General features: G+C 56.6%; 20 protein-coding genes and 1 tRNA gene. 8 read left to right on the forward strand and 13 right to left on the reverse strand.

The window, feature by feature from the left end; all coding sequences use genetic code 11:
• Positions 1 to 4 precede the first annotated feature (4 nt).
• Complete coding sequence (locus SH573x_RS08710; protein ID WP_479354217.1) at positions 5 to 1,378, forward strand: MFS transporter; 1,374 nt, start codon at positions 5 to 7, stop codon at positions 1,376 to 1,378.
• A 199-nt stretch (positions 1,379 to 1,577) separates the two neighbouring features.
• Entirely contained in the window at positions 1,578 to 2,168 is a 591-nt protein-coding gene (locus tag SH573x_RS08715; RefSeq protein WP_479354219.1) for a hypothetical protein, read from the forward strand.
• 29 nt (positions 2,169 to 2,197) lie between these two features.
• On the opposite strand, the gene SH573x_RS08720 is transcribed toward SH573x_RS08715, so the two are convergent.
• The 3 genes from SH573x_RS08720 to rplU form a co-directional block, all read right to left on the reverse strand.
• The gene (locus SH573x_RS08720; protein ID WP_479354221.1) at positions 2,198 to 3,457 is read right to left on the reverse strand and encodes a CCA tRNA nucleotidyltransferase; all 1,260 of its coding nucleotides are present in this window, start codon (positions 3,455 to 3,457) and stop codon (positions 2,198 to 2,200) included.
• 9 nt (positions 3,458 to 3,466) lie between these two features.
• Positions 3,467 to 3,973 carry a SelL-related redox protein gene (locus SH573x_RS08725; RefSeq protein ID WP_479354222.1) on the reverse strand — a complete coding sequence of 169 codons (507 nt, stop codon included), beginning with the start codon at positions 3,971 to 3,973 and terminating at the stop codon, positions 3,467 to 3,469.
• A gap of 216 nt (positions 3,974 to 4,189) precedes the next feature.
• Positions 4,190 to 4,504 carry a 50S ribosomal protein L21 gene (gene rplU / locus SH573x_RS08730; RefSeq protein WP_479354224.1) on the reverse strand — a complete coding sequence of 105 codons (315 nt, stop codon included), beginning with the start codon at positions 4,502 to 4,504 and terminating at the stop codon, positions 4,190 to 4,192.
• Between the two features lie 266 nt (positions 4,505 to 4,770).
• Here rplU and SH573x_RS08735 point away from each other — a divergent pair, with 266 nt between their 5' ends.
• Positions 4,771 to 6,390 (forward strand): hypothetical protein, encoded by a 1,620-nt coding sequence (locus tag SH573x_RS08735; RefSeq protein WP_479354226.1) that lies wholly within the window; start codon positions 4,771 to 4,773, stop codon positions 6,388 to 6,390.
• Here SH573x_RS08735 and SH573x_RS08740 read toward each other — a convergent pair.
• From SH573x_RS08740 to SH573x_RS08750, 3 genes are all read right to left on the reverse strand, one after another.
• Entirely contained in the window at positions 6,387 to 7,304 is a 918-nt protein-coding gene (locus SH573x_RS08740) for a DUF6265 family protein (protein WP_479354228.1), read from the reverse strand. The two genes, SH573x_RS08735 and SH573x_RS08740, sit on opposite strands and share 4 nt — an antisense overlap.
• Before the next feature lie 191 nt (positions 7,305 to 7,495).
• Entirely contained in the window at positions 7,496 to 7,933 is a 438-nt protein-coding gene (locus SH573x_RS08745) for a thioredoxin domain-containing protein (protein WP_479354229.1), read from the reverse strand.
• A gap of 444 nt (positions 7,934 to 8,377) precedes the next feature.
• Positions 8,378 to 8,451, reverse strand: a tRNA-Asp gene (locus tag SH573x_RS08750).
• Positions 8,452 to 8,714: 263 nt separating this feature from the next.
• Between SH573x_RS08750 and SH573x_RS08755 the strand changes: the two genes are divergently transcribed.
• A complete protein-coding gene (locus tag SH573x_RS08755) occupies positions 8,715 to 8,852 on the forward strand; it encodes a hypothetical protein (RefSeq protein WP_479354231.1) in 138 nt (45 codons plus the stop codon).
• A 26-nt stretch (positions 8,853 to 8,878) separates the two neighbouring features.
• On the opposite strand, the gene polX is transcribed toward SH573x_RS08755, so the two are convergent.
• The 3 genes from polX to SH573x_RS08770 form a co-directional block, all read right to left on the reverse strand.
• Positions 8,879 to 10,612 (reverse strand): DNA polymerase/3'-5' exonuclease PolX, encoded by a 1,734-nt coding sequence (gene polX / locus SH573x_RS08760; RefSeq protein ID WP_479354233.1) that lies wholly within the window; start codon positions 10,610 to 10,612, stop codon positions 8,879 to 8,881.
• 37 nt (positions 10,613 to 10,649) lie between these two features.
• Positions 10,650 to 11,432: a class I SAM-dependent methyltransferase gene (locus SH573x_RS08765; RefSeq protein WP_479354235.1), complete on the reverse strand. Its 783-nt coding sequence runs from the start codon at positions 11,430 to 11,432 to the stop codon at positions 10,650 to 10,652.
• A 382-nt stretch (positions 11,433 to 11,814) separates the two neighbouring features.
• Complete coding sequence (locus tag SH573x_RS08770; RefSeq protein WP_479354236.1) at positions 11,815 to 13,956, reverse strand: M3 family metallopeptidase; 2,142 nt, start codon at positions 13,954 to 13,956, stop codon at positions 11,815 to 11,817.
• Positions 13,957 to 14,140: 184 nt separating this feature from the next.
• Here SH573x_RS08770 and SH573x_RS08775 point away from each other — a divergent pair, with 184 nt between their 5' ends.
• Positions 14,141 to 14,377, forward strand: coding sequence for a hypothetical protein (locus SH573x_RS08775; RefSeq protein ID WP_479354237.1), 237 nt, complete (start codon positions 14,141 to 14,143; stop codon positions 14,375 to 14,377).
• Positions 14,378 to 14,694: 317 nt separating this feature from the next.
• Here the strand turns inward: SH573x_RS08775 and SH573x_RS08780 are convergent, their stop codons facing one another.
• Both SH573x_RS08780 and SH573x_RS08785 read right to left on the reverse strand, forming a co-directional pair.
• Positions 14,695 to 16,515 (reverse strand): Y-family DNA polymerase, encoded by a 1,821-nt coding sequence (locus tag SH573x_RS08780; protein WP_479354239.1) that lies wholly within the window; start codon positions 16,513 to 16,515, stop codon positions 14,695 to 14,697.
• A gap of 112 nt (positions 16,516 to 16,627) precedes the next feature.
• Positions 16,628 to 17,080 (reverse strand): YaiI/YqxD family protein, encoded by a 453-nt coding sequence (locus SH573x_RS08785; RefSeq protein WP_479354241.1) that lies wholly within the window; start codon positions 17,078 to 17,080, stop codon positions 16,628 to 16,630.
• Between the two features lie 360 nt (positions 17,081 to 17,440).
• Between SH573x_RS08785 and SH573x_RS08790 the strand changes: the two genes are divergently transcribed.
• The 3 genes from SH573x_RS08790 to SH573x_RS08800 all read left to right on the forward strand — a co-directional run bounded on the left by SH573x_RS08790 (position 17,441) and on the right by SH573x_RS08800 (position 19,011).
• Positions 17,441 to 17,938: an ACT domain-containing protein gene (locus tag SH573x_RS08790; RefSeq protein WP_479354242.1), complete on the forward strand. Its 498-nt coding sequence runs from the start codon at positions 17,441 to 17,443 to the stop codon at positions 17,936 to 17,938.
• A gap of 56 nt (positions 17,939 to 17,994) precedes the next feature.
• Complete coding sequence (locus SH573x_RS08795; RefSeq protein WP_479354244.1) at positions 17,995 to 18,387, forward strand: acyl-CoA thioesterase; 393 nt, start codon at positions 17,995 to 17,997, stop codon at positions 18,385 to 18,387.
• A 78-nt stretch (positions 18,388 to 18,465) separates the two neighbouring features.
• Entirely contained in the window at positions 18,466 to 19,011 is a 546-nt protein-coding gene (locus SH573x_RS08800) for a hypothetical protein (RefSeq protein ID WP_479354246.1), read from the forward strand.
• 99 nt (positions 19,012 to 19,110) lie between these two features.
• Here the strand turns inward: SH573x_RS08800 and SH573x_RS08805 are convergent, their stop codons facing one another.
• Positions 19,111 to 19,848 carry an RraA family protein gene (locus tag SH573x_RS08805; protein WP_479354248.1) on the reverse strand — a complete coding sequence of 246 codons (738 nt, stop codon included), beginning with the start codon at positions 19,846 to 19,848 and terminating at the stop codon, positions 19,111 to 19,113.
• 275 nt (positions 19,849 to 20,123) lie between these two features.
• Positions 20,124 to 21,494: a helix-turn-helix domain-containing protein gene (locus SH573x_RS08810; protein ID WP_479354249.1), complete on the reverse strand. Its 1,371-nt coding sequence runs from the start codon at positions 21,492 to 21,494 to the stop codon at positions 20,124 to 20,126.
• Positions 21,495 to 21,680: the final 186 nt, after the last annotated feature.

Consider the following 21,680-nt stretch of genomic DNA (forward strand, 5'->3'; position numbering starts at 1 on the left):
ATCGATGCCATACAGACAACCACTGCCAGATGCATCGATCCCAGACAGAGGCATTCGCTATTGGATGGTGCTGTTGGCCATGTTGGTCGCGGTCCTGCTCTACTTGGACCGCATCTGTTTGAGCACGGCCAGTCAATCGGTCGTGGCCGATCTGAAATTGAGCGATGATAAACTCAAGTGGATCTTGGGGGCATTCTTTTGGACGTATGCCCTGGCCCAATTGCCTGCAGGTTGGTTGGGAGATCGTTATGGCGCGCGGTGGATGCTGTCGATCTATGTGGCACTGTGGTCGCTGAGCACAGCCCTGCTGGGATTTGCGGCCGGTGTAACTTCGCTATTGATATTGCGACTGGCTTGTGGGTTGTTCGAAGCGGGCGCTTATCCGGTATGCGCAGGCATCGTGCGCAATTGGGTACCAATATCGCATCGAGGCCTGGCCAGTGGCATCGTCTCAGTGGGTGGTCGCTTGGGTGGCGCGCTTGCGCCGCTGCTGACCATTGAGCTAATGTTGCTGTGGACCTATGGCGACCAGCGCTGGGAGGTGACGGAACTGAAACCCGATGTCACCAGTTGGCGCCCTGTCATGATGCTCTACGGCGGAATTGGTATTGTCATCGCAGCCATCTTTGCCTGGCTGTATCGCGATCAACCCAGTAAGCATCCGCTAGTTAGCCCAGCAGAACTCGACATCATACGCAGTGGAAGTGCGACGGCCAATGTCGACGAAGATCAATCAACGACGACCAGTCAAAATCATCGACTGCCCATGGCCGGCATGTTGGCCAGTCGAAGTCTATGGCTGATGTCGTTCGTTCAATTCGCCAGCAATTTTGGGTGGGCGTTTTTGGTTACGCTGATGCCCAGTTATCTCAAGCAGGTGCACAATGTCTCGCAGCAATCACAAGGTTGGTTGCAGAGCGTACCATTGGCGGCGGGCATCGTGGGCTTGCTGGTTGGTGGCTCGCTGACCGATTGGGCTACGCGGCGTTATGGTTTGCGTTATGGTCGCGCTATTCTGCTGGTCGCTTCGCGCGTGATTGTGGGCATAGCCTTTGTGGGTTGCTTAATGGTCCGCAGTCCACTGGAAGCCACCTTGTTCTTGGCCTTGGTTGGTTTCGCGACCGACCTAGGCATCGGAGCCGTATGGGCTTACGGTCAAGATGTCGGAGGTCGCAACGTGGGCGCTGTAATGGGCTGGGCCAACATGTGGGGTAACTTCGGCGCGGCCCTGTCGCCCATCATCATGGGCTTGATCGTCGAACAGTTTGGTGAGAACAAAGCCGGCGGCTGGCAATTGGCCTTTATTGCCTGCGCAGCTCTGCAGCTGGTCGCCGCCATCGCGTCCTTCGGCGTGACCGCCGATAAGAAAGTGGAATAGGTCTCCTTTCGCTCCGCGTAGCTGAAGTCGCCAGACTTTGGAGGCGGAGAATTTGATTCATCCAATCTCTGGCGAGATCGGCTGCGACTGTCGCTCCGTGAATAGCAATTTCCTTTTGCGGAGCAAAAGGAGACAATAGCTACTTGCTACAATAGCAGGGCGAAACTTGGCCAGGTAATCAACAGCGGAAACAGCATTCATGAGTAACGATGACAATTCTTGGGCAAACAATCCCTATCAGGCAAACGCACCGCTGGAGCAAGCTATTCCAGTGGTTGATAAACCAACTTCGATGGTAGTCTTCGGCATCTTGAACTTGGTATGGGGTGCGTTGGGGCTGATGGTGATCATCGGTGCGCTGGTGGTGCAGATGTTGGACATGCCCAAGGATCCGAATAATCCAATGCAGGAGTTACTGGACAATCCCACGTATCAAAAGATCAATATGGTTGCCCAGGTGTTGCAACTGGGCACATCAGCCGTTTTGCTGATCTCCGGAATTGGTCTCATCCAAGGCAAGCCTTATGGTCGTTTTATGGCGATCGTTTATGCAGTGGCCACGATTTGCTTGACGGTGGTGGTGCTGATCGTCAATGTCTTCTTTCTGTTCATGCCGGTCTTTGCACGGGCGGCTGAAGCGGCGGAGGGACCGGAGAAAGTTGGCTTGGTCGTGGGCGGTTCGATCGGGGCTGTGTGCGCGTTTTGCCCATTCATCTATCCGATACTGCTGCTCATCTTCGTCAATCGCGCGCCGATCGTGAACTATCTCAAGGCTCAACAAGGCAACTGACGCTTACGCACGTGGACACGTTCGCGTGCTTAGAGCTGAGACTCGACCCACTGCAGCGCGGCTGCCTGGCTGGTGAGCACGCCATCCAGCTGCGCTGAGCGCACGGCGCTCAAGAACTCTTTGAACCGCGGGCCGGGTTGAAGGCCCAAACCTTGTAAGGCGGCCCCGTCGATTAGAGGGGGCGGATTAAGTTCGCTCGGTGGTAGTGCCAGGCAGGCTTGAACTCGTCGCAGCACGGAGGCGTCCATCTCGTCGACAGCCACGCGAGCGCGGAGCAGTTGGACAGCACCTGCGATATGCGGCTGGATGAGACAGGGCTGCAATATCGACCAAGGCTGAGCATCGGCGGTTGCCAATATAGGCTGGGCGTCGATCGCACATTTTAGATGCGATAGATCTTCGTTGGAGAACTTTAATCGCGTCTTGAAATCTTGCAATAGCGACTGACATATACTGGGCTCCAGAGCCAACATCGGCCAAAGTGCGGCAGCCAATACCGCAGTCCAGGGCTGGGGCTCGACGGTGCGAACCAGTCCACAGGCTATTTCGCCCACTTGTGACCACTTCTCGGCCAAGGGTGGCAAGAGAACATTCATGAGACCGGTAGTAGCCCAGGTACGCACCGCCAGCTCGCGGCCAGTCGTCATCAGCGTTTTCTCTAACTCAGCGGTCAAGCGTTCGCCGCTAACGACGCGCAGGTCGTGCGCATGTCGGGCCACAGCCGCTTCGGTGGCCGCTTCAATCGCAAAGTTGAATCGGGCTGCGAACCTGACGGCCCGCATCATCCGCAACTTGTCTTCACCGATGCGCGCATCGGCGTTGCCTATAGCTCGAATCAATGCGCGTTTGAGATCCTCTGCACCGCCCACATAGTCGATCAGTCGATCGTTCAGTGGATCATAGAACATACCGTTGATTGTAAAGTCACGACGCTGAGCATCTTCCTGGGCTGTACTGAATGTGACCGAGTCTGGCCGACGACCATCGCTGTACTGCGCGTCGTTGCGAAAAGTGGCGACCTCGACCTGCCCTGCCCCTTCGCTGGGCCCCACCACAATGATCACACCAAAGGCAGCTCCCACGGCTAACGTGCGTCGTCGTCCAAAGAGTGTGCGCACTTGATCTGGATGCGCCGAGGTGGCCACGTCGTAATCGATCGGCGTACGCTCCAGCAGCAAATCACGCACACAACCGCCCGCCCACAAGGCTTCATAACCCGCTTCACGCAGCTTCTGCACGACGTCGATCGCGAATCGACGACGCTCGGCTGGCAAGGTCAGGTCGGCCATGAATGGGCTCTAGATTTCACAGACCATCGAACGAAAATCGGGCGAGTCACTAGAGATCTTCTGACGAAAAGCTTTAATGATCTTGCCACGGTGAATAACAAACGCTCCAGTCAGTTGCTTGACGTCACCGACCGGCATAGAAACGCCGTTCAATTGCAGGATCGTGGCTTTGAAACCGGGCCACCACGTATGCGGGCCAAACAAGTTCCACCACGTGGTCTTGCCCAATTCGAATTGCGCATAGAGTTGACCATCGGGATCGCTAATTTGTTCGCAGTCAGGCAGGTGATATTTGGATATCCAAGCTGCACCATTGGCAGGAGTATCGTGGTGCACAATCACCAACTTGATCCGCTGCTGCTTGAACGTTTCGCTCAACTTCGACAGCGTCGTCAAGGTTTGTCGGCAGTACGGACAACCAGAGTGCCGCAAGAAGACGATCAATACCGGTTGCTGTTGGCTGAGCTCAGAGAGAGTCTGGCCCGATTCGGTACGCGTCGAGTCGAGAAGGTGCATGGTCGACTTCCCAATCCAATTTCATAACCCAAAGAGCCAGCCGGACTAGTTTGGCTGTCGCCCTGTTAACCGAAGCCAACAACTTCTACTTAACGACAGTGCCTATGCCGAGCACGCAGAGGTGCACCTGGCATAGGCAGTTGCATGGGTGGTGATTGTCGGTCGGTTTTTCGCGGAGCGAAGAGGAGACTGACTTTCGCGGAGCGAAAGGAGACACTAACCGTTGATGGCGGCGATTTCTACGCGGGTGTAGAGCTGGCGATGTCCGGTGCGGCGCTTGGAGTTCTTGCGGCGGCGGAACTTCTGAATGTAAATCTTCTCGCCCTTCTCAACACCCAGCACTTTGGCCGTGACGTTGGCACCAGAGAGCGAAGGGGTGCCCAATCGCAGACCTTCGTCGCCGCCGATGGCCAGCACATTTTCGAAACTCAGATTATCACCGGTTTCTGTGCCTTCACGGAAATCGATGTCGAGAGTCTGACCAGGCTCGACGCGGTATTGGCGACCACCATCTACGAAAATTGCGTACATTTCCAAACAGCCTTCTACGGCAAATCTTCTGGGAGGTTGAATAAAGAAAAAAATGTAACCGCCACCCAGCCACTCGTCGAGGCCAGATTGGCTCGCAGACCGGGACTTTTCGGCCCACACCACCCGAAAGTTGTGTGTTTATTGGCGAATTCGGGGCAGAAGTTTAATTGTGAGCTACAGTCTGGCAGAAGGCAGGCGAGAATTCCTGCACTTCGATCGATCCATGCCGGCGTAGGAACAGCCGGTTATAGCTGGGGGCCGTTACCGTGGAAGTTGCGACGAGTGTATCGCTGACCAAAGAGCAAGCGCTGGCCAAGCGCTGGCTGCGTGGCGGCCTGCGCTCGCTGGCCAACTGGCAGTGGCTGGCCGGTTGTCAATCGGTCGACGTCGATTTGTCGCAGAACTGTTCGCCACGTTTGCTGGCCTCACTTAATGCTTTTGCCCAGCCGCTGGGTGCCAACAGCAATGCCCATGAACAAAAGTCGCTGGCGCTATGTCTGAACGTGGTCGCCGCAACCATGGCTCAGTGCAGCTACCATGCGCGGACCGGAACCAAACCCTGCGTAGAGCGCTTGATGGCAGCCAGTTTGTTGCCGCTGTATCGCGGGCTGGCTCGAGGAACGGTCGCCGAAGTGTGTTCGGTCATGCGCCGCCAGTTAGCCGACTGCGTCACGTTGACTCTGCTGCTGGACGAGTTCGATGATGAACTGATTGAGATACTCTCTACCTCGCTGCACACCGAAGAGTCACCCTACGAGTGTCTGAAGAAGAACCTCCAGGTCGACCTGGAGTTGCTAACGCAATACATGCTCAGCGTGGCTCAAAAATGGGATGGCTCATCGTCGGCTCAGCTGCGTGAGTTGGCCCAGCCAGAGGCCAAGGTTGATTGGCGACCGGCTTGGGGTGTTCCCAGCGTATTGTGGCGCTTGGCTGGTGAACTAATTTCCGATCGCGCTGAATTCGTGGTACCGCGCGATTGGATCAACGTACCGGTGCCATGGAGCGAAGCGAGCGAGCATTGGCGCGACATCGCTCGCGCCCTGTCCGATACAGCGTTCTCTCCGCCACCGCCCCAGCAGATATCGAAACCAGATGTGCCTCCGGCGGCAACGAGCGGTGAAGCTGTAGCTGCCGAGCCACAATCAACATCGGCTGAGGCCCCACCAGCCTCAATGGACACCTCCATGGACGCTGATGAGATTCATCGTTTGAAGTTGGAGATTGAAATTGCCGACGCCGTTGATTCGCTGGTTCAAGCGTCGCGGCATTCCACCGGTCGGGCTGTAGGCAATCGTTCTGACAAGTCGCATGACTCGGTTGTGCCCCGCAGTCGAGCTGACGATTTCATCGTGCCCAAGGTGATCATGGCTGAAGTGCGATCGCACAATGATCCGGCGTTTGTCGCCGTGGTGCGCCGCCAGTTGGGACTCTGCCGTAGCGAAGCTCGGGACATGGCACTGATCGCTGTGTGCGTCATGCCCGATGGCGATGAAGACAATTTGCCCACGCTGCAGGCTCTCGGACTGGCCTCATGGCAGCAGAAGCTAGTGAATTGGCTGAGCGATCATCCCGAAGTGCATGATCTATACGCCTTCCTCAGTAACGAAGGTGAATTGATCTTGAGCTTGATGGACCTGGAACGCAACATGACGACAGCCATGTTGCGTCAAGGCTTGATCGATGTGCTCGGCGGCGCTACCACAAGTGATTCCAACAACTCGCTCAACCGCGCTGCCGTACCCGCCCGTTACTACAGCGGCATTGGCTCGGTGTCGTCACCCTCAGCTGGTTTTGAGCCCGAACAATTAATCGAAGCTACCTACCGCTGCTTGGAAGCGGCTCAGCGTCAAGGCAAAGCCGCTATTAAGAGCATCGAAGTCTACTAGTCGCCCTCGCGTTTGAACTCAAAACGCCGCGGGGTACCGCCCTTGGTTTGGCCAATAGTGGCGCTGAGGGAGCCCTCGGCCGACAGTTCGTACACGATGCGTTTCGGGTAGTCATGGCGCGGATTCTCAAACACCGCCCGCTGTGGGCCTAGTTCAGAGAGCACGAACTCGGTGGGCGTTTTGCCACCAGGCTGTGCGACATAAACCAGCCCGCCGTCGCGCTCGACGATGCGCAGGTACTCGAAGGCGACCATCTTGCCACTTGGGTTGACCGTACGGGAGACGCCGAGCATCGCGCCACCTAACGGCGGACTCCAACGCTCCTCGATCGACGACCGCGAACTCCTCGATCCAACCCACGCTCCTGCCAGCCAGGTCAAATCGCCGACCACAGCCTTGGCAGGTGAGGGCATGGCAATGTCCTCAGCATGACGATACAAACCAATGGATTCCCGCCCAGTCGGTGGATCGACCACCACGGTCACCAGCAAGCCGTCGTTAGTGACGCGGAACTTCCTGCGGATCAGCCCGATGCCGCTCGCCGCGTTGCCCAACCCGCGTTCGAATTTGACCTCGTACTCAAACATGCCGTCCTGCCACGAGCCGCGGTAGCGTGAGGTCGTTTTGGGTTCTTCGATTTCGGTGATTGTGCCGTCCAGGGCAACGCGCACGTCACGGTGTCCAGAGCCATGGCCGTTCAAGACGACCGCACCGTCTTCGACGCGCATCTCGAACTTCGAGGACATCGGCGGGCTCAACTGCTCGAGGGTGCGGCCCTCAGTGCGGTCTTCGACAAAGATCCACTCGCCGTCCAACGCCCGTAACTGGTCCGTCTGCGCCCCCGCCTCGCCGATGCCCAGGCCGTGAGTCGCTAGCAGTGCGAGTGATGTGGCTAACCAAATTCGCCAATGCATGGTAGTGTTTGCTTTCACGTAGCAGCGTCTCTCCGAGACGCTGATTGGTTTAGATTAGCGGATAATGACGTGACTTAACCGAGTCTCGGAGAGACTCGGCTACGTGGCACGTAGCAGCGTCTCTCCGAGACGCTGATTGGTTTAGATTAGCGGATAATGAAGTGCATGAACCGAGTCTCGGAGAGACTCGGCTACGTGGGAGAAAATTTCGCGAGCGCGGCACGTAACGCCGTTTCTGTAACAAGTTCCGATACCACTACTGGCTGCGTAGGAGCGTTTGGCGTGTAAACAGCGAACGCAGGCACTTTCGAAATACCGACTTGGCGCATAAGCTTTTCGCCCGGTGCACCTACGGTAGTGCAATCAGCACTCATGACGAGTACGGAGTTGTCGCGAATGAAACGCCACATGGCGTCGCTTTGGGTGATTTGAAGCTGACTTTGGATGTCCCACTGCGCATGGAATAGCACGAGCACTGGCCCGTTGCTCGACAGTTGATTGGTCAAGGCAACATTTGAGTAAGGCGCAAGATCAACAGGTCTCTCTTTGAAGTAGCGATAAATCGGGGGTGTCGCCAGGGCCGCAATCACCACGAAGAACATCAGCGTAGAAAGCCGAAATCGAAACATTTCAATTAACCTCTCATGCGCTGCTTGGCAAGATAGAAAGTTAGCCGGTAATCGAGCCGCCGCGGTTAAATCACCGACTTCAGTCTATCGAATCACCAACTAACTTGCCAACCAATCCTCCGACCATGAACGCCTTGGCATGAGTCACGCAACGCCGTCTCTCTTAGACGCTGAACCCCCGAATTCGAAGAGCTAACCACAGAGACACAGAGGCACAGAGAAATCCGATCTGGCTAGTCCATGGTTGTTGAGCTAACGCATACATTTTCATCAAAACGTTGGCTTCTGCACCATGGTGGAAGATTGTGCTGAGATTAAGCCTTGCCAGAAGAGGGGGTGCGGTGCTCTTAAGGTCATAATTCGTTGGCAACCAATTGCCCAGCCCAAAAACGCAGCTACGAAAAAACCCTGGACGAACTGAAGTTCAGCCAGGGTTTTCATTAGCGAGGCCGACGGGGCTCGAACCCGCAACCTCCGGATCGACAGTCCGGTGCTCTAACCAATTGAGCTACGGCCCCTAATTCTGCGGCGCAAGCTAGTGGCCTGCGGTGCTATCAGAGGCACTCACTAAACACGATGGGATTATACGTTCGGCTCGACAGCCCGCAAGGGCACTGGGCGGGGTTTTGGGGAGCTCTCCCCGGGCTCGCCGCGGACCAGGTGGGCGCAGGCGTTACAAACCGCTCGGCTGAGTCCCACTGCCTCTCCAGGAAGCCCTCCGGGCTCCGCCGCGGCCAGAAATGCAACCTAAGTTTACTTGCCCATTTGCCCGGAGAATATTATGCACTTCATACAGCACTTTTTCGAAAAGACCGTCACCAACGCCAATTGGCTCTTCAACACCATGGACGTGACCCAGTGGGGCATCGTCTCGGTAGTGATGGTCGTGCTCGGATTCATCGCGATCAAGTTTCGCTAACGCGCGATCAACGATCGCCGACGGCTCTAACGCTTGAGCCACCTGAGCAACTTTTCCAGCGGCCAGGTGTTCAGTACCTGCTGGCGCACCAAGCCGGCTCGACGCGCTTGTTGCACTCCAAAACGCATAGCGTGCAAGCCATCGGTTGAGTGGGCATCGGTGTTGATCGCAATTGGCACACCAGCCCCGGCGGCGGCAATCAGATTCATTTCAGACAAATCCAAACGCATGGGGCTGGCATTCAACTCAAGCGCCTTGCCATGCCGAGCCGCGCTTTCGATCACCGCTACCATATCGATTTCGTATTCAGGGCGATTACCGAGCAGTCGTCCCGTGGGATGCGCAATCATGTCCACATGCGGATTGGCCAACGCCCCTAGAACACGCTCAGTGATCTGCTCGCGCGGTTGTTTCTGCCCATAGTGAATACTGCCGATAATCCAGTCGCCTTGAGCTAACACTTCATCCGGCAAATCCATTGGACCCGACTCGAGAATATCACACTCGATGCCTTTCAAAATGCGAAAGCCATCGGGGGCCGAAGCGTTTATGCGATCGATCTCTTCCCATTGCATCAAGAGCCGCTCGGCCGTCATACCCCGGGCCATACTGACGCGCTGGGAATGATCGGTAATGGCGATGTACTGCAGGCCGAGCGCCCGCGCCGCGGCGGCCATGGCTTCGATCGTGTATTGGCCATCGGAAGCAACCGTATGCATATGTAGATCGCAAACGATATGCTGCAGATCGAGCAGATCGGGAAACTTGCCGCCCGGGAGCGCAGCCCACGACAGTTCCTTACGACCTTCGCGCAGTTCGGGTGCGATCCAAGCCAGACCAAGGGCTGCGTACACTTCTTCTTCGGATGCACCTGCAATGTACTGCTCGGGTGATTCTAAGCGCGCGACGCCGTATTCATTTAAGGTCATGCCCGCTTTGCGAGCCAGCGAGCGGACCGCGACGTTGTGTTCCTTGGATCCCGTAAAGTACTGCAGGGCTGCACCAAAGCTGGCCTCGGGCACGACGCGTAAGTCGATTTGAAACTGGTCGTCGACGCGAATGGACATTTTCGTATCTCCACGCGCCGTGATGCTGACCAGTCCGCCCAACGTGGCAAAGCGATTCATCACACTCTCGGGGTCATCGCTAATGACCAAGATATCCAAGTCGCCAATCGTCTCTTTGCCACGTCGATAGCTGCCGGCAAACTCCATGCGTTTGACGGCAGCCAAGTCTTTGAAGTGGGCACGCACACGATGCTCGAGGCGTTCGACTTGATCGATGCGCAGACGCTGAGAAGCGGCTTCGGCAATCGACAGTCCCGCCAGGATCAGAGCTTCGGTCTTGGCCCCAAAACCTTTCAGGTCGCGGACCCGATGCTCTTCGCATGCTTGGCGCAAATCGTCGAGCGACTGAATGTTCAGTTCGCGATGGAGCACAAGCGCCTTCTTGACTCCCATTCCTGGAATGCGCGTAAGTCGGTGGAGAACCGGTGGCGTCTCGGATCGTAGTTTTTCGAGCTGTGGTAATTTGCCGATCTCGACCAAGACCTTCGACTTATCCGCCAGAGTTTGGCCGATGCCCGGAACGTCTTTCAAGTCGCGCGTAGGGTCAGCCAGAATAGCGGCGATCGGTTCATCCAATTCGCGAATTGATTTGGCACCACTGCGATAGGCACGCACTCGAAAAGGATTCTCACCTTGCAATTCGAGCAGTTCGGCCATCTCTTCGAAGGCGTCGGCGATGAGGTTATTGTCCATCGCGTGGGTGCCTCGCTTGGATCAGAACAAAAGGCAGTTACTTGCGCTTGAGAATGACGACGATATCTTCGGTTTCGGCATCGATCACGATCGGCCGCCGAATGTCGTAATGAAAATCATAGTATTCAACCGCATCCCATTCGGAGGCCGCGGCGGCCAAGAGTTCTCGGAATTGCTTGGCGGTATACGATCGCAACTTTAGCACATCGCGAATCTGCAGGTGACCGGTCGGTTTGTAGACATCGAACTTGATACCGAACTGCTCCATGCGTTTGCGTGGATTTTTGTCGACTGGCCACATGTAAGTATTGATCGCCAGGTTGCCGCGCCGCGCGGACCAGCTCTCTTCATCGCTGGCTTCGCCTTTGGTGGGCGTTAGGTGCAAGCCCAGCGCATAGATGCCTCCGGGTCGAACTGCGCCGGCCATAGATTTTAAGTGGCCAAGGGCAGCCTCTTCGCTGGGTAAATGCCGGAAACTGTTAATCGTATTGAAAGCCGCATCGTAGGGCTTCTTGACCGTAAAGTCCGACATGTCAGCCACAAAGGCGCGGCCCTTCAGCTCATATCGCTCCAAACGCTTGTTGCAGAACTCAATGGCTTTGTCGTTCAAATCGTTGCCACTGACTTCATAGCCTTCGCGAGCCAGGCGATAGATGAGTCGCCCGGTCCCGCAAGCCGGTTCGAAGAGCCGTTTGACTTTGCCGTCAACATAGCGATCAAACACATCATGCAGAAAAGCCATCTCGGAGGCGCAATCGCTACCGAAGACGAGATCGTAATAAACAGGGAAGTCGTAGATGCTAGCTGTGGTTGTTTCCATGATGCCCGCAATCGTCCCGGTTTATCTTTCGACCGTCAACCCCTTACGCTGCGGATCGGTTCAAAAGTAGAGCGGCTGTCCTCAGCCGCTCAGCACCCGGCAAGTCGTAAACCTGTAACTTTGGTCCCACGTAGAGCGGCTCTCCAGGGCCGCTCAGTCATAACGCTAGTCATTCGGTCGGAAGAAACATTGGTTAGAGAGTTCTGAGCAGCTGAGGACAGCTGCTCTACGTTGTAGAGCGGCTGTCCCCAGCCGCTCAGCACCCGGCAAGTCGTAAACCTGTAACTTTGGTTCAAGCGGTCGGAAGGATACATTGGTTAGAGGGTGCGCCTAGCCTGGCGGCTACGGGTTAAACGATGGCGCAGGTGGTGCATCGATACAGCTACTTCACTGGGAAGCCGCGTTTTCTTAGGAGGGCGGCGGTGTCGACGTCGCGGCCGCGGAACTTGCGAAACCCTTCGGCTGGGTCGATCGTGTCACCGACCGACATGATGTAATCATGCAGGCTCTTAGCCGTGGCGGGATCGTAGTAGCCTTTTTCGTCGAACAGCTCAGCAGCGTCGGCCGTTAGGGCGTCGGACCACAGGTAGCTGTAATAACCGGCTGAGTAGCCATCGTCGGCAAAGACGTGCGAGAAGTGCGGCGTGCGGTGACGCATCACGATCTCTTTGGGCATGCCGAGTTCTTCCAACGTCTTTCGCTCGAAAGCATCCGGATCGATCTTGGCGTCACCGGCCAGGTGCAGTTTCATGTCCATCAGGGCGCTGGCCAAGAACTCAACCGTTGAAAAGCCCATATTGAACGTGCCGGCTTTTTTGATCTTATCCAAGAGCTCCTTAGGCAAGGGCTCGCTTGTTTTGTAGTGCACCGCAAACTTGTTCAGCACTTCATCGGTGGTCAGCCAGTGTTCGTTCAGTTGCGATGGGAACTCGACGTAGTCGCGAGCTACCGAAGTACCCGACTGCGAAGGATACTTGACTTTCGAATTCAAGCCGTGCAACGCATGACCAAACTCGTGGAACAAGGTGACGGCGTCATCCCACGAAATCAAAATTGCATCGCCGGGAGCACCTTTGATGAAGTTCGAGTTATTGGAGACGATGGTGGCGATCGGTTTGTCGATGTTTTCTTGGTTACGATACGCGTTCATCCAAGCGCCGCTGCGTTTGCCCTCGCGGGCGTAAGGATCGAAGTACCACAAGCCGATCAGATTGCCAGCCTGGTCATTGACTTCCCATACTCTCACATCGGGATGAAAGACGGGCACGTCGGTGATTTGCTTGTACTGAAAACCATACAATTGCGTCGAAGCCCACATCATGCCTTCGCGCAGTTTTTCCAGCTGGAGATAAGGCTTGACTTCGTTCATATCCAGGTCGTATTTGGCTTTGCGAACCTTCTCGGCATAATAGCGATAGTCCCAGGGCTCGATCTTGACACCCGGATCGGTTTTGTCGGCCAGGGCTTGCATGTCGGCGACTTCTTCTTTGACGCGCGCGACTGCTTTGCCCCAGACTTTCAACATGAGATCCATGGCTGCTTCGGGAGTCTTGGCCATTTGCGGTTCCAATCGCCAATGGGCATGCGTTTGGTAGCCCAGCAGTTTGGCGCGGGCAGCCCGCAGCGTCAGGATTTCGGAGATGATGCCGTTATTGTCATGGGAGTCACCATTGTCGCCGCGGCTGTAATAGGTTTTCCAGACTTTTTCGCGCAGCGGGCGATTGCTGGAATAGGTCAAGAATGGTTCCATCGACGAACGGGTGTTGGTGACGGCCCATTGACCTTCTTTGCCGCGTTCTTTGGCGGCGCTGGCCATGGCGGCGATAATGCTGTCGGGCAAGCCGCCTAGATCTTCTTTCTTCTCGATCCAGGTCACATAGTTCTTTTCGTCTTCCAAAACATTCTGGGAGAAGTCGGTAAACAAGGTGGCCAGTCGCAGGTTGTATTGCGAGAGTCGTTTCTTGTCCGTCTCGCTCAGCGAGGCTCCTTTGCGCACAAAGTCCTTGTAGACATGATCGACTAAACGTTGCTCGACTGGTCCGAGTTGTTTGAACTGCTCGCCTTTGAAGACGGCTTCGATACGTTTGAAAAGTTTATCGTGTTGAGTGACCCAGTCATCGAACTCGGCCAGTTTGGGGGCTACGGCGCGTTCGACATCGGGCATGGGGCCGACATTCAAATTGGATGCGTGCACATCAAAGAGCGTGGCCAGGCGTTCCAAAGTGCGACCCGCTGTCTCCATGGCGACTAGGGTATTTTCGAAGGTCGCCGGTTGTGGATTGCCGGCGATCTTTTCGATCTCGGCCTTGGATTCGTTGATAGCATCGTCGAAGGCGGCAGGAAAATCCTGAGCTTGAACCAGGTTCCACGGAGGCACGCCCTCGTAGGGACCGGACCATGGTTTCAACAATTCCATTTTTGTTTTCATGCGATCTCCAGATGCTTGACCGAAAGCAGCCTGATCTGCTGAAACCAGGCAACCCAGCGCGGCAAAACCCGCCAGGACTTGTGTGAATTTGAGCATAGTTTACGGGCTCTTGGCAAAAAGCGGTGCATTGACCGACGCCAGCAGCGCCGGGACCATTTTCTCAACGCAAATGTGTCGAGCTACGCTTAGTGTAACGAAGTAACTCTTGACGTTGTGGTGTTGTTGGCGATATTACAAGCATCGCCAGTTCATTCTAAGGTTAGTTGGTCACGAGGGAACAATGACAATCACACGCGTCGGTACAACAGAAAAGTATGCAACCGGTTGGGAACAAGCATTCGGCAAAGCCAAGAAGAGCAAACCAGCCGCGGCCAAGGACAGTGGTAGCCAAACCAAAAAGAGTCCTGCCAAGCCAGTAGCCAAAGCAGCTGCCAAGAAAGCTAAAGCGGCTCCGAAGGCTGCCGTCAAGAAAGCCAAGCCAGCCAAGGCCGCTCCCAAAGCGACCAAGAAGAAGTAACGGCTCGAATGTAGAGCAGCTGTACACAGCACCCTCGAAGCAGTGTATCTTCCGACCGTTTGACCTGGCGTTACAGGTCAGCGCTTGCCGGATGTTGAGCGGCCCTGGAGAGCCGCTCTACAACGTAGAGCAGCTGTCCTCAGCTGCTTAGAACCCTCTAACCAATGTCTCTTCCGACCGAATGACTAGCGTTATGACTGAGCGGCCCTGGAGAGCCGCTCTACGGATGATTTGGCGTTACAGGCGAACGACATGCCGGGTGCTAAGCGGCTGGGGACAGCCGCTCTACGAGCCCTCCCGTACAGCCGCTCTACGTGTTATTCGAAGATGCCGTGGAGGAACCAGCTGCTCGTGTGCAGCTCATGGAAGATCCACAGCCAACTGCCGGTGTGGGTTTGGATGCGGTAGTAGTCACGGCGCATGCTGGGGCCGCGCCACCACCCGCTTTCCAATCGCTCGGGGCCCCAGTGCTGGGCAGCGCGGTAACGCTGGTTGTCATGAACAAACTCGGTCAAACGTCCATCGCTGTCGATTTGCACGCTGGCTAGAAGTTCGGGCGGTGTTAGCAGTCGAGTTGGACGGCGCAGGGGATCGGTCGGACGTGGTTCTGCGCCGCTGGTGGCCAGGCGGCTATTGATCTTGCGCGATGTCTCTTGGGCAGTGCCGTCGCGCCGCCGACCAGTTAGCGGTTTGTAGGTGATAGCCTGGTCGGGTTCTGCATCTCGTTGCAGTTTGGCTTCCAGCACTCGATCGCGACCCAGTCGCCCGCTGAGAGTATCGATCAACCGCGCCAAGTGCTGCTTCTGACGCCACTGAGCTTGATCGAAGAGCTGGGTCTGTTGCCAAACCATCGGCGCCGCCAGGGTGGCTTGCAAATGGACCCGCCATACCGACCCTTCCTCATCGGTCGCAGCCGGCTGGGGCGACGCTTTGGACGGCTGCCCCGAACTTGATTGACCCGAATGCGGCTGACGCCTGCGCTGCGAAGTTGAAGGCTGCGAAGTTGAAGGCTGGCTGGCTTGTTGCAGCGAGGCAATGATTTGCTCGAGTTGTCCAGCGAGCAAGCAATGTAAATGCGCGGCATCATCGCTGGGCGAGAATAGTCCAAGTTGCATGACGATCGCGGGACGGCGGACCAAGTCGAATCGGCACACGCAGCGCAGCGCCCCCTGCCCTGCCTTGCTCAGCTGCGCAGCCAACTGTTGGCTGAGTTGCTCGAGGACTTGGACCAACGTTTCGTGGGCGAGCGTGGCATGTTCCAAGCTCAACTCGCAGGCCCAATCGGGATGGGCATGTACGGCTGCGACCGATTCGGCAACCAGCCCCAGGGCTTGATCGGAGCGTGTCATCAATTGGCTACCGAGCCGGCTGGCTAGTCCGTCGCGCGGCAATTGCCAGAGTTGGTTGAGCGATTTGATGCCCAGGCGATGCAGCTTCTGCACCGTGGCTGAGTCGATTCGCAGCGCAGCTAGCGGCAGCTGCGACAGCAAATCCGCTTCGTCCCAGCGATTGATGGCCAGTGCAGAGCTGGCAGGAACGGTGGGTTTGCATTCACTCTCAGACGGCTGTTGGGAATTGGGTGGCTTGACATCGGATTTGGCTTGACGCACACGCCGCGGCAATTCGAAATTGGCCAGAGCCCAGGCGCTGCCCACGTGCTGGGCCAGGCACATGTAACCGCAGTAGTTTTTGTTATCGAGCCACTGACAGACGGCCGTCAGATACTCTTGATCGCCGCCGAAGAGCGAAGCAATGCCAGTTGCTTCCAACACCAGTCCTTGAGGTTCATTGGAGGATCGTCCGTGCCAGGGGGCGGCTTCGACCGGTTCGAGGCCCACGATGGGACTGAACTGCTGGGCCTGCTCGGCCAGGTCGCAGAGTGCATCGAGATCTTGATGCGGCTGGTAAGCTCGCACTTCCCAGTTGAAATCATCCGGAGTTTTGATCGCGGAGAGTTCACTGATGCGCATGCCGACGCGGGCTCCGTGGTTTCTGGCGGCCAAATTGGCGGCGGCCACCAGCAGGCCTCGCCGCGGATCGCGCGTTTCCAACACGACCGCCCGCTCGACCAGCGCCGGTTCGACAGCCAACAAACGTTGGATGGGCCAGTTGGGTAACCAGATGTAAAGAACTTGCATGGAAGTTCACGTAGCGGAAGCCGTCAAGGCTTTCGGGGTTTGAGGATTGAGGGGACCGAAACGCTTGACGCGTTCCGCTACGGTACGAAACGCTTGACGCGTTCCGCTACGCTTACAGGACGCGGGTTAGTTCGCGGTCCAGGGCGCTGGCGAAGGCTTGTTTGTCGCGATCATTGTACGGCTTGTTTCCCGAGAGCGTTTGGCCGGCGCCGCGCAGGTCGTCCAAGAAGTTGCGCATGGCCAGGCGGCTGGCGATGTTATCTGGTGTATACACTTCGCCGCGTGGGTCGATTACCACGATCGTCCGCTCGACCAACAGGCCGGCCAGCGGGATATCAGCGGTGATGACGATATCGCCAACTTCCGCCTGCTCAGCGATATAGCGGTCCGCCATATTGGCTCCCTCGCGCACCGTCACCAAACGGACCATCGGAGCGTTTAGTGGCAGAGCCATGCTTTGATTGGCGACCAGGATTGTCTCGACCTTTAATCGGCGAGCTGCGCGAAAGATGATCTCCTTCACCGGAAACGGGCAGGCATCGGCATCGATCCAGATCTTGGCCATGGTTTACTCGTCGACTGATACTGTAGATGTGGCATAGGCTTCCAGCCTGTGTTAAGCGTAGCATAGGCCTGAGCACACAGGCTGGAAGCCTATGCCACAGTTCACACAGGCTGAAGCCTATGCCACAGGTCACACAGGCTGGAAGCCTATGCCACAGGTCACACAGGCTGGAAGCCTACGCCACAGTTCACACAGGCTGGAAGCCTATGCCACAGGTCACACAGGCTGGAAGCCTATGCCACAGGTCACACAGGCTGGAAGCCTATGCCACAGGACTCCGCACTCGACGCGGGAGGCGATTTGCCTTAGGATAACCGGCCTTTACGCTGTTCCAATATCCTTTTGCAGAAGCTGGCCGTAATGAGTGCAGGTGAGGGATCCGCCACAGAATACAAAACTGCTCGGGGACGGAACTACCCCACGATCCGACAGTTTACTGTCTTCCTGGAAAATCGTGTGGGGCAGCTCTTGGAAATGGTGCGGCGATTCGAGGGCACGGGCATTCGCATCGTCGCTCTATCGATCAACGACTCGGCCGAGTGCGCCTTTGTGCGATTCGTCGTCAGCAATCCCGAACGCGGCCGCGAGATTCTCGAGCGGGCTGGGTTGGCCATGATCGAAAGCGATCTGATCGGTTTGGAATTGCCCGATAACAGTCAGCCGCTATTGCAAATCTGCGTGGCTTTACTGCAAGCTGAAATCAATATCATTCAAGCTTATCCACTAATGGTTCGGCCACACGGTGCGCCGGCTGTGGCCATTATGGTTGACGACATCGATGGCGCGCTGGACATGCTGGCTCGCCGTGGTTTCACCATGATTACCGAAGGTGATTTGTCCGATGAACCCATGGAATAGATTCTGTTAATCCCCGTCCGATTCTGCTGTCAGTCAACTGCATTTTTGGGTTTTCCATGGCGATCGAGCATTCCATAGAGTTTCGCGTTAGCTATTACGAAGTCGATGGCCAAGGCCGCGTGCATCACGCACAGTATCTGAATTACTTCGAGCGTGGCCGCGTGGAATTGATGCGGCACTTAGGGCACAGCTATCGCAATTTGGAGGCTACCGGTTTGATGTTGGTGGTCTCGGAAATGAATGTGCGTTATCTAGGGGCGGCGCAGTTCGATGATTTGCTGACACTGACCACCCGTGTCTTGGAAGCCAAAGGGGCTACGATCCGCCACGGGTACAAACTTGTACGCAGTGACGACAGTTCGCCGATCGTAGAAGCCGTCAGTCGCATTGCCTGCGTAGATCGGACCGGCAAGGTCAAGCGCTTGCCTGACTATTTACGAGTTGCGTAAGATTGAGAGTTGTCGGGGCACCGCGTTCCAATCGCTCTTGTCACTCTTCTCATCTCGTTAACGCGCAGGAGCCCGAATATGTCTCAGTTGCTGTTTGAAAGTCCGGTCGCTGTTGGAGTGCTCGGCGGTATCGTAACACTCTGTGCCGTGTTGGTGTGGGTTAAGCTGGGCAAACGCGTGGCTCTCTACGTATCCGCTGCGTGTCTGCTGCTGACGATCCTGCTGGTGCTATTAAGTCTGCGCGTGCAGACCGATCGCGAGCAGATCGATGCCGTGATGCACGAAGTGGCTGCAGCGGTGCGTCGCAATGATTTGCCCGGCGTGCTCAAGCACGTTCACCCTAGCGCCAGCCGGGGTATCGAGCGGGCCAAGACGGAATTGCCCAGCTACAAATTTACCGAAGCACGCATCACACAAATCAAGAGCATCGAAGTCGACCCGCGCAGTCAACCACCATCAGCGGTCGCCGAAATCTTTGTAGCCGTCTCGATATCGGGCAATGGCAACGAAGTGAATGGCATTCGGCGTTTCGTTCGCGTGTTTCTGCTGCGCGATGGCCAACAGTGGCGCGTGAGCGATTACGAACACTTCGAAGTCACAGCCGGATTCCGCGCAGTCAACTAAGCCGTAGGCGTTAGCCTCGGTTATTGAACGTTCACGGTGATCGAGGTAGGAACCGGGGCTAACGCCGGCTAACGCCGGCTAACGCCCTCGGTTTAGTAGTTAGGGGCGTTTGACTTGCGATTTGATTTTCACGAATTCCAGTGATGCCTGGCGGATGGCGGCGATCGTATCAGCGATGGGTCGACCGGACGAGGCGCGGGCGGCACTGATCAGGGTGTCGCATTCGGCTTGATCCATCGCGCGAGAAGCTTCCAAGAGCCAGGCTTCATCGTCGGGCGGAACAGCCAGAAAGCCATGTTTGTCGGCGTGGATCAGTTGGCCAGGCTTGATCTGCGTGCCGAAGACTTCCACGGGCTGGCCCCAGCTGACTGGCATCGAATAAGCGTGCCCCACGCACAACCGCCGCGCCAGCGCCTTGAATCCGGCGGACGTCATTTCATCGACATCGCGAATGGCACCATCGACGATCGTGCCGACGCAGCCCATGGCCGCATGCACGTTGGCATTAACTTCACCCCAGAAGGAACCAATCACTTGTGGTTTATCCAGGTCTTGCACCACCACGATTTTCGGGCCGGGCTGGGCAGCGACATAGTCACGATAGTCGTGCCACGCATTGGGTCTGGCCGCGCGATGCGCTTTCTGCGATGGTTCGATGACCACCGTTACCGCGTAGCCAACCATCGGTCCCATCTGCGGCATGAAATCACGCGTCTCCTCGATGTTGAACGCATCGCGGGCTATGTCGCCGTGGGTGACTTGTTCCCAGCCATTGTAAATCGTAGGCGTGTTCCAACGCTTTAGCTGCAGCAGTTGCGAATCAGTCAATCGAGCCACAGGTGATCCCTTCATAACGAGTTGCCGTAGTTGATCTTGCCGCATCGACAAGTCGCTAAGGTATCGTTAAACGCAGAGAGCGCAGAGAGGGGATAGGATTTTTAGAGGACACAGGCTGGAAGCCTGAAGCCTGTGGCACATCTACGACCACTTGTGCGTGCAGGCTGTGGGACAGTCTTCGCGTACATCAAAGCGGTGCCTCGGGCACCGCACTCCAAAACACAGGCTGGAAGCCTATGCCACATGACGACACAGGCTGGAAGCCTATGCCACAACTATTTGCCGAGGATGCCGGCGACGGCTTTGGTGAAGCCGCTGCTGAGGTCGCTGGAGCCTTCGGCGTATTGCCACATGTTGCGAACCAGGTCGGAGACCAGGATGCCAGACATGCCCATGATCATGAGAATACCCAGCAGCAATAGTACCATGCCCGTTTGGAATGGGACTTCAGGTGTGCCGACTAAGGCAGGAGCAGCGCCGGCGGCTGTGGCACCCATCGCGTCACCGAAACCACCCGCGTCTCCAAAACCGGCTGCGTCGCCAAAGCCACCGTCATCGGCTGGCAGCGCCACGGCTGCATCACCGAACTCAGATGAGTCTTCTAATTCGATGACTTGCGATCCGCTGTCATCTTCGTTTTCGATCGAACCTGAGGGAGTTAGTTGAAATTCTTCGGCTTGATTGATGCCAGAACCGACACCGGATACGCCTGACGATACGACCGATGAGCCACCTGCATCTGAACCTTCAGCCGCCAAGTCGAGACCCGATATACCGCTGCCAGCCAGGTCCAGTGGTTCGTCTTCCAGCGAGATACCGCTGTCCGAAGGGCTCATTAAGTTGATTCCGCTATCGTTGCCCAAGGCTAAATCACTGCCGGCGCCGAGCACTAAATCGTCTTCGTCGCTCATCGACAAGTCTCGGCCGGACGAGCCTGAGCCGCGAGCCGGTTTCGAAACAGGGCTGAGTCCTGCCAGCACGTCGGAGCCTTCACCCAACGACAGCGAAATATCACTACCGATCTCGACGTCACTGCCGCTGCTGCTGCCGCCGGCGGAAATGCCGCTACCCAGACCTGAACCTACGCCGGATCCGGGCACAACCAAGTCGTCTTCGTCAGACTGCAACGTCAGCTCGTCATCGTCATCATCGTCGGCTGAGAGTTTCAGATCGGACCCGACCAGCCGATTGGAGCTGCCCGGTTTGATATCGCTGCCACCGCCCAGAATGTTGCTTCCCTCGGCCATCAAGAGATCATCACCTTCCAGATCGACATCGGAAGGCGGTTTGGGAGTCGATCGGCCGACCAATTTTACGTCGCTGCCACTGCCTGGATCGGGAACCAAGGTGACATCGTTGTCATCGGTTGCCAGTTGCACATCGCTGCCGATTGTGCTGCCCGCTTTACTGCCGGCTGCACCCACGTCTTGTTCGCTGACCAGGATCGACGAGCCCGCTGGATCTTCATCCAGGGCATCGCCCATGATTTCGCTGCGAACGCGTTCGATTTCCTCAGGTTTGAATTTCCAGCTGCCGCCGTCGCGGTAGCCAAAGATGTCGCCGCGCGAACGCATTTCGACCAGTTCATCCGCGCTGACACCAAGCCGCTTGGCAGCTTCTTCTAAGGAAACGAAGTTGCTGGACATTCTGCGAAAACTCCTTCGGGTCACCGGCTGGCCGGCACATTTGGCAGATCCATCGCCCGAGGACGCCTCACAATCATTGTGGGCTCAAACAGGATGCGTTTGGTTGCGACCGGACCTGCTGTTATCACAGTGGCCAGCCGCGGTGGGTCGATTGGTTGACAAGTAGTGCATTGGCTCCGCGACCCG

The sequence above is a fragment of the Rania fehmarnensis genome, from assembly GCF_056494185.1.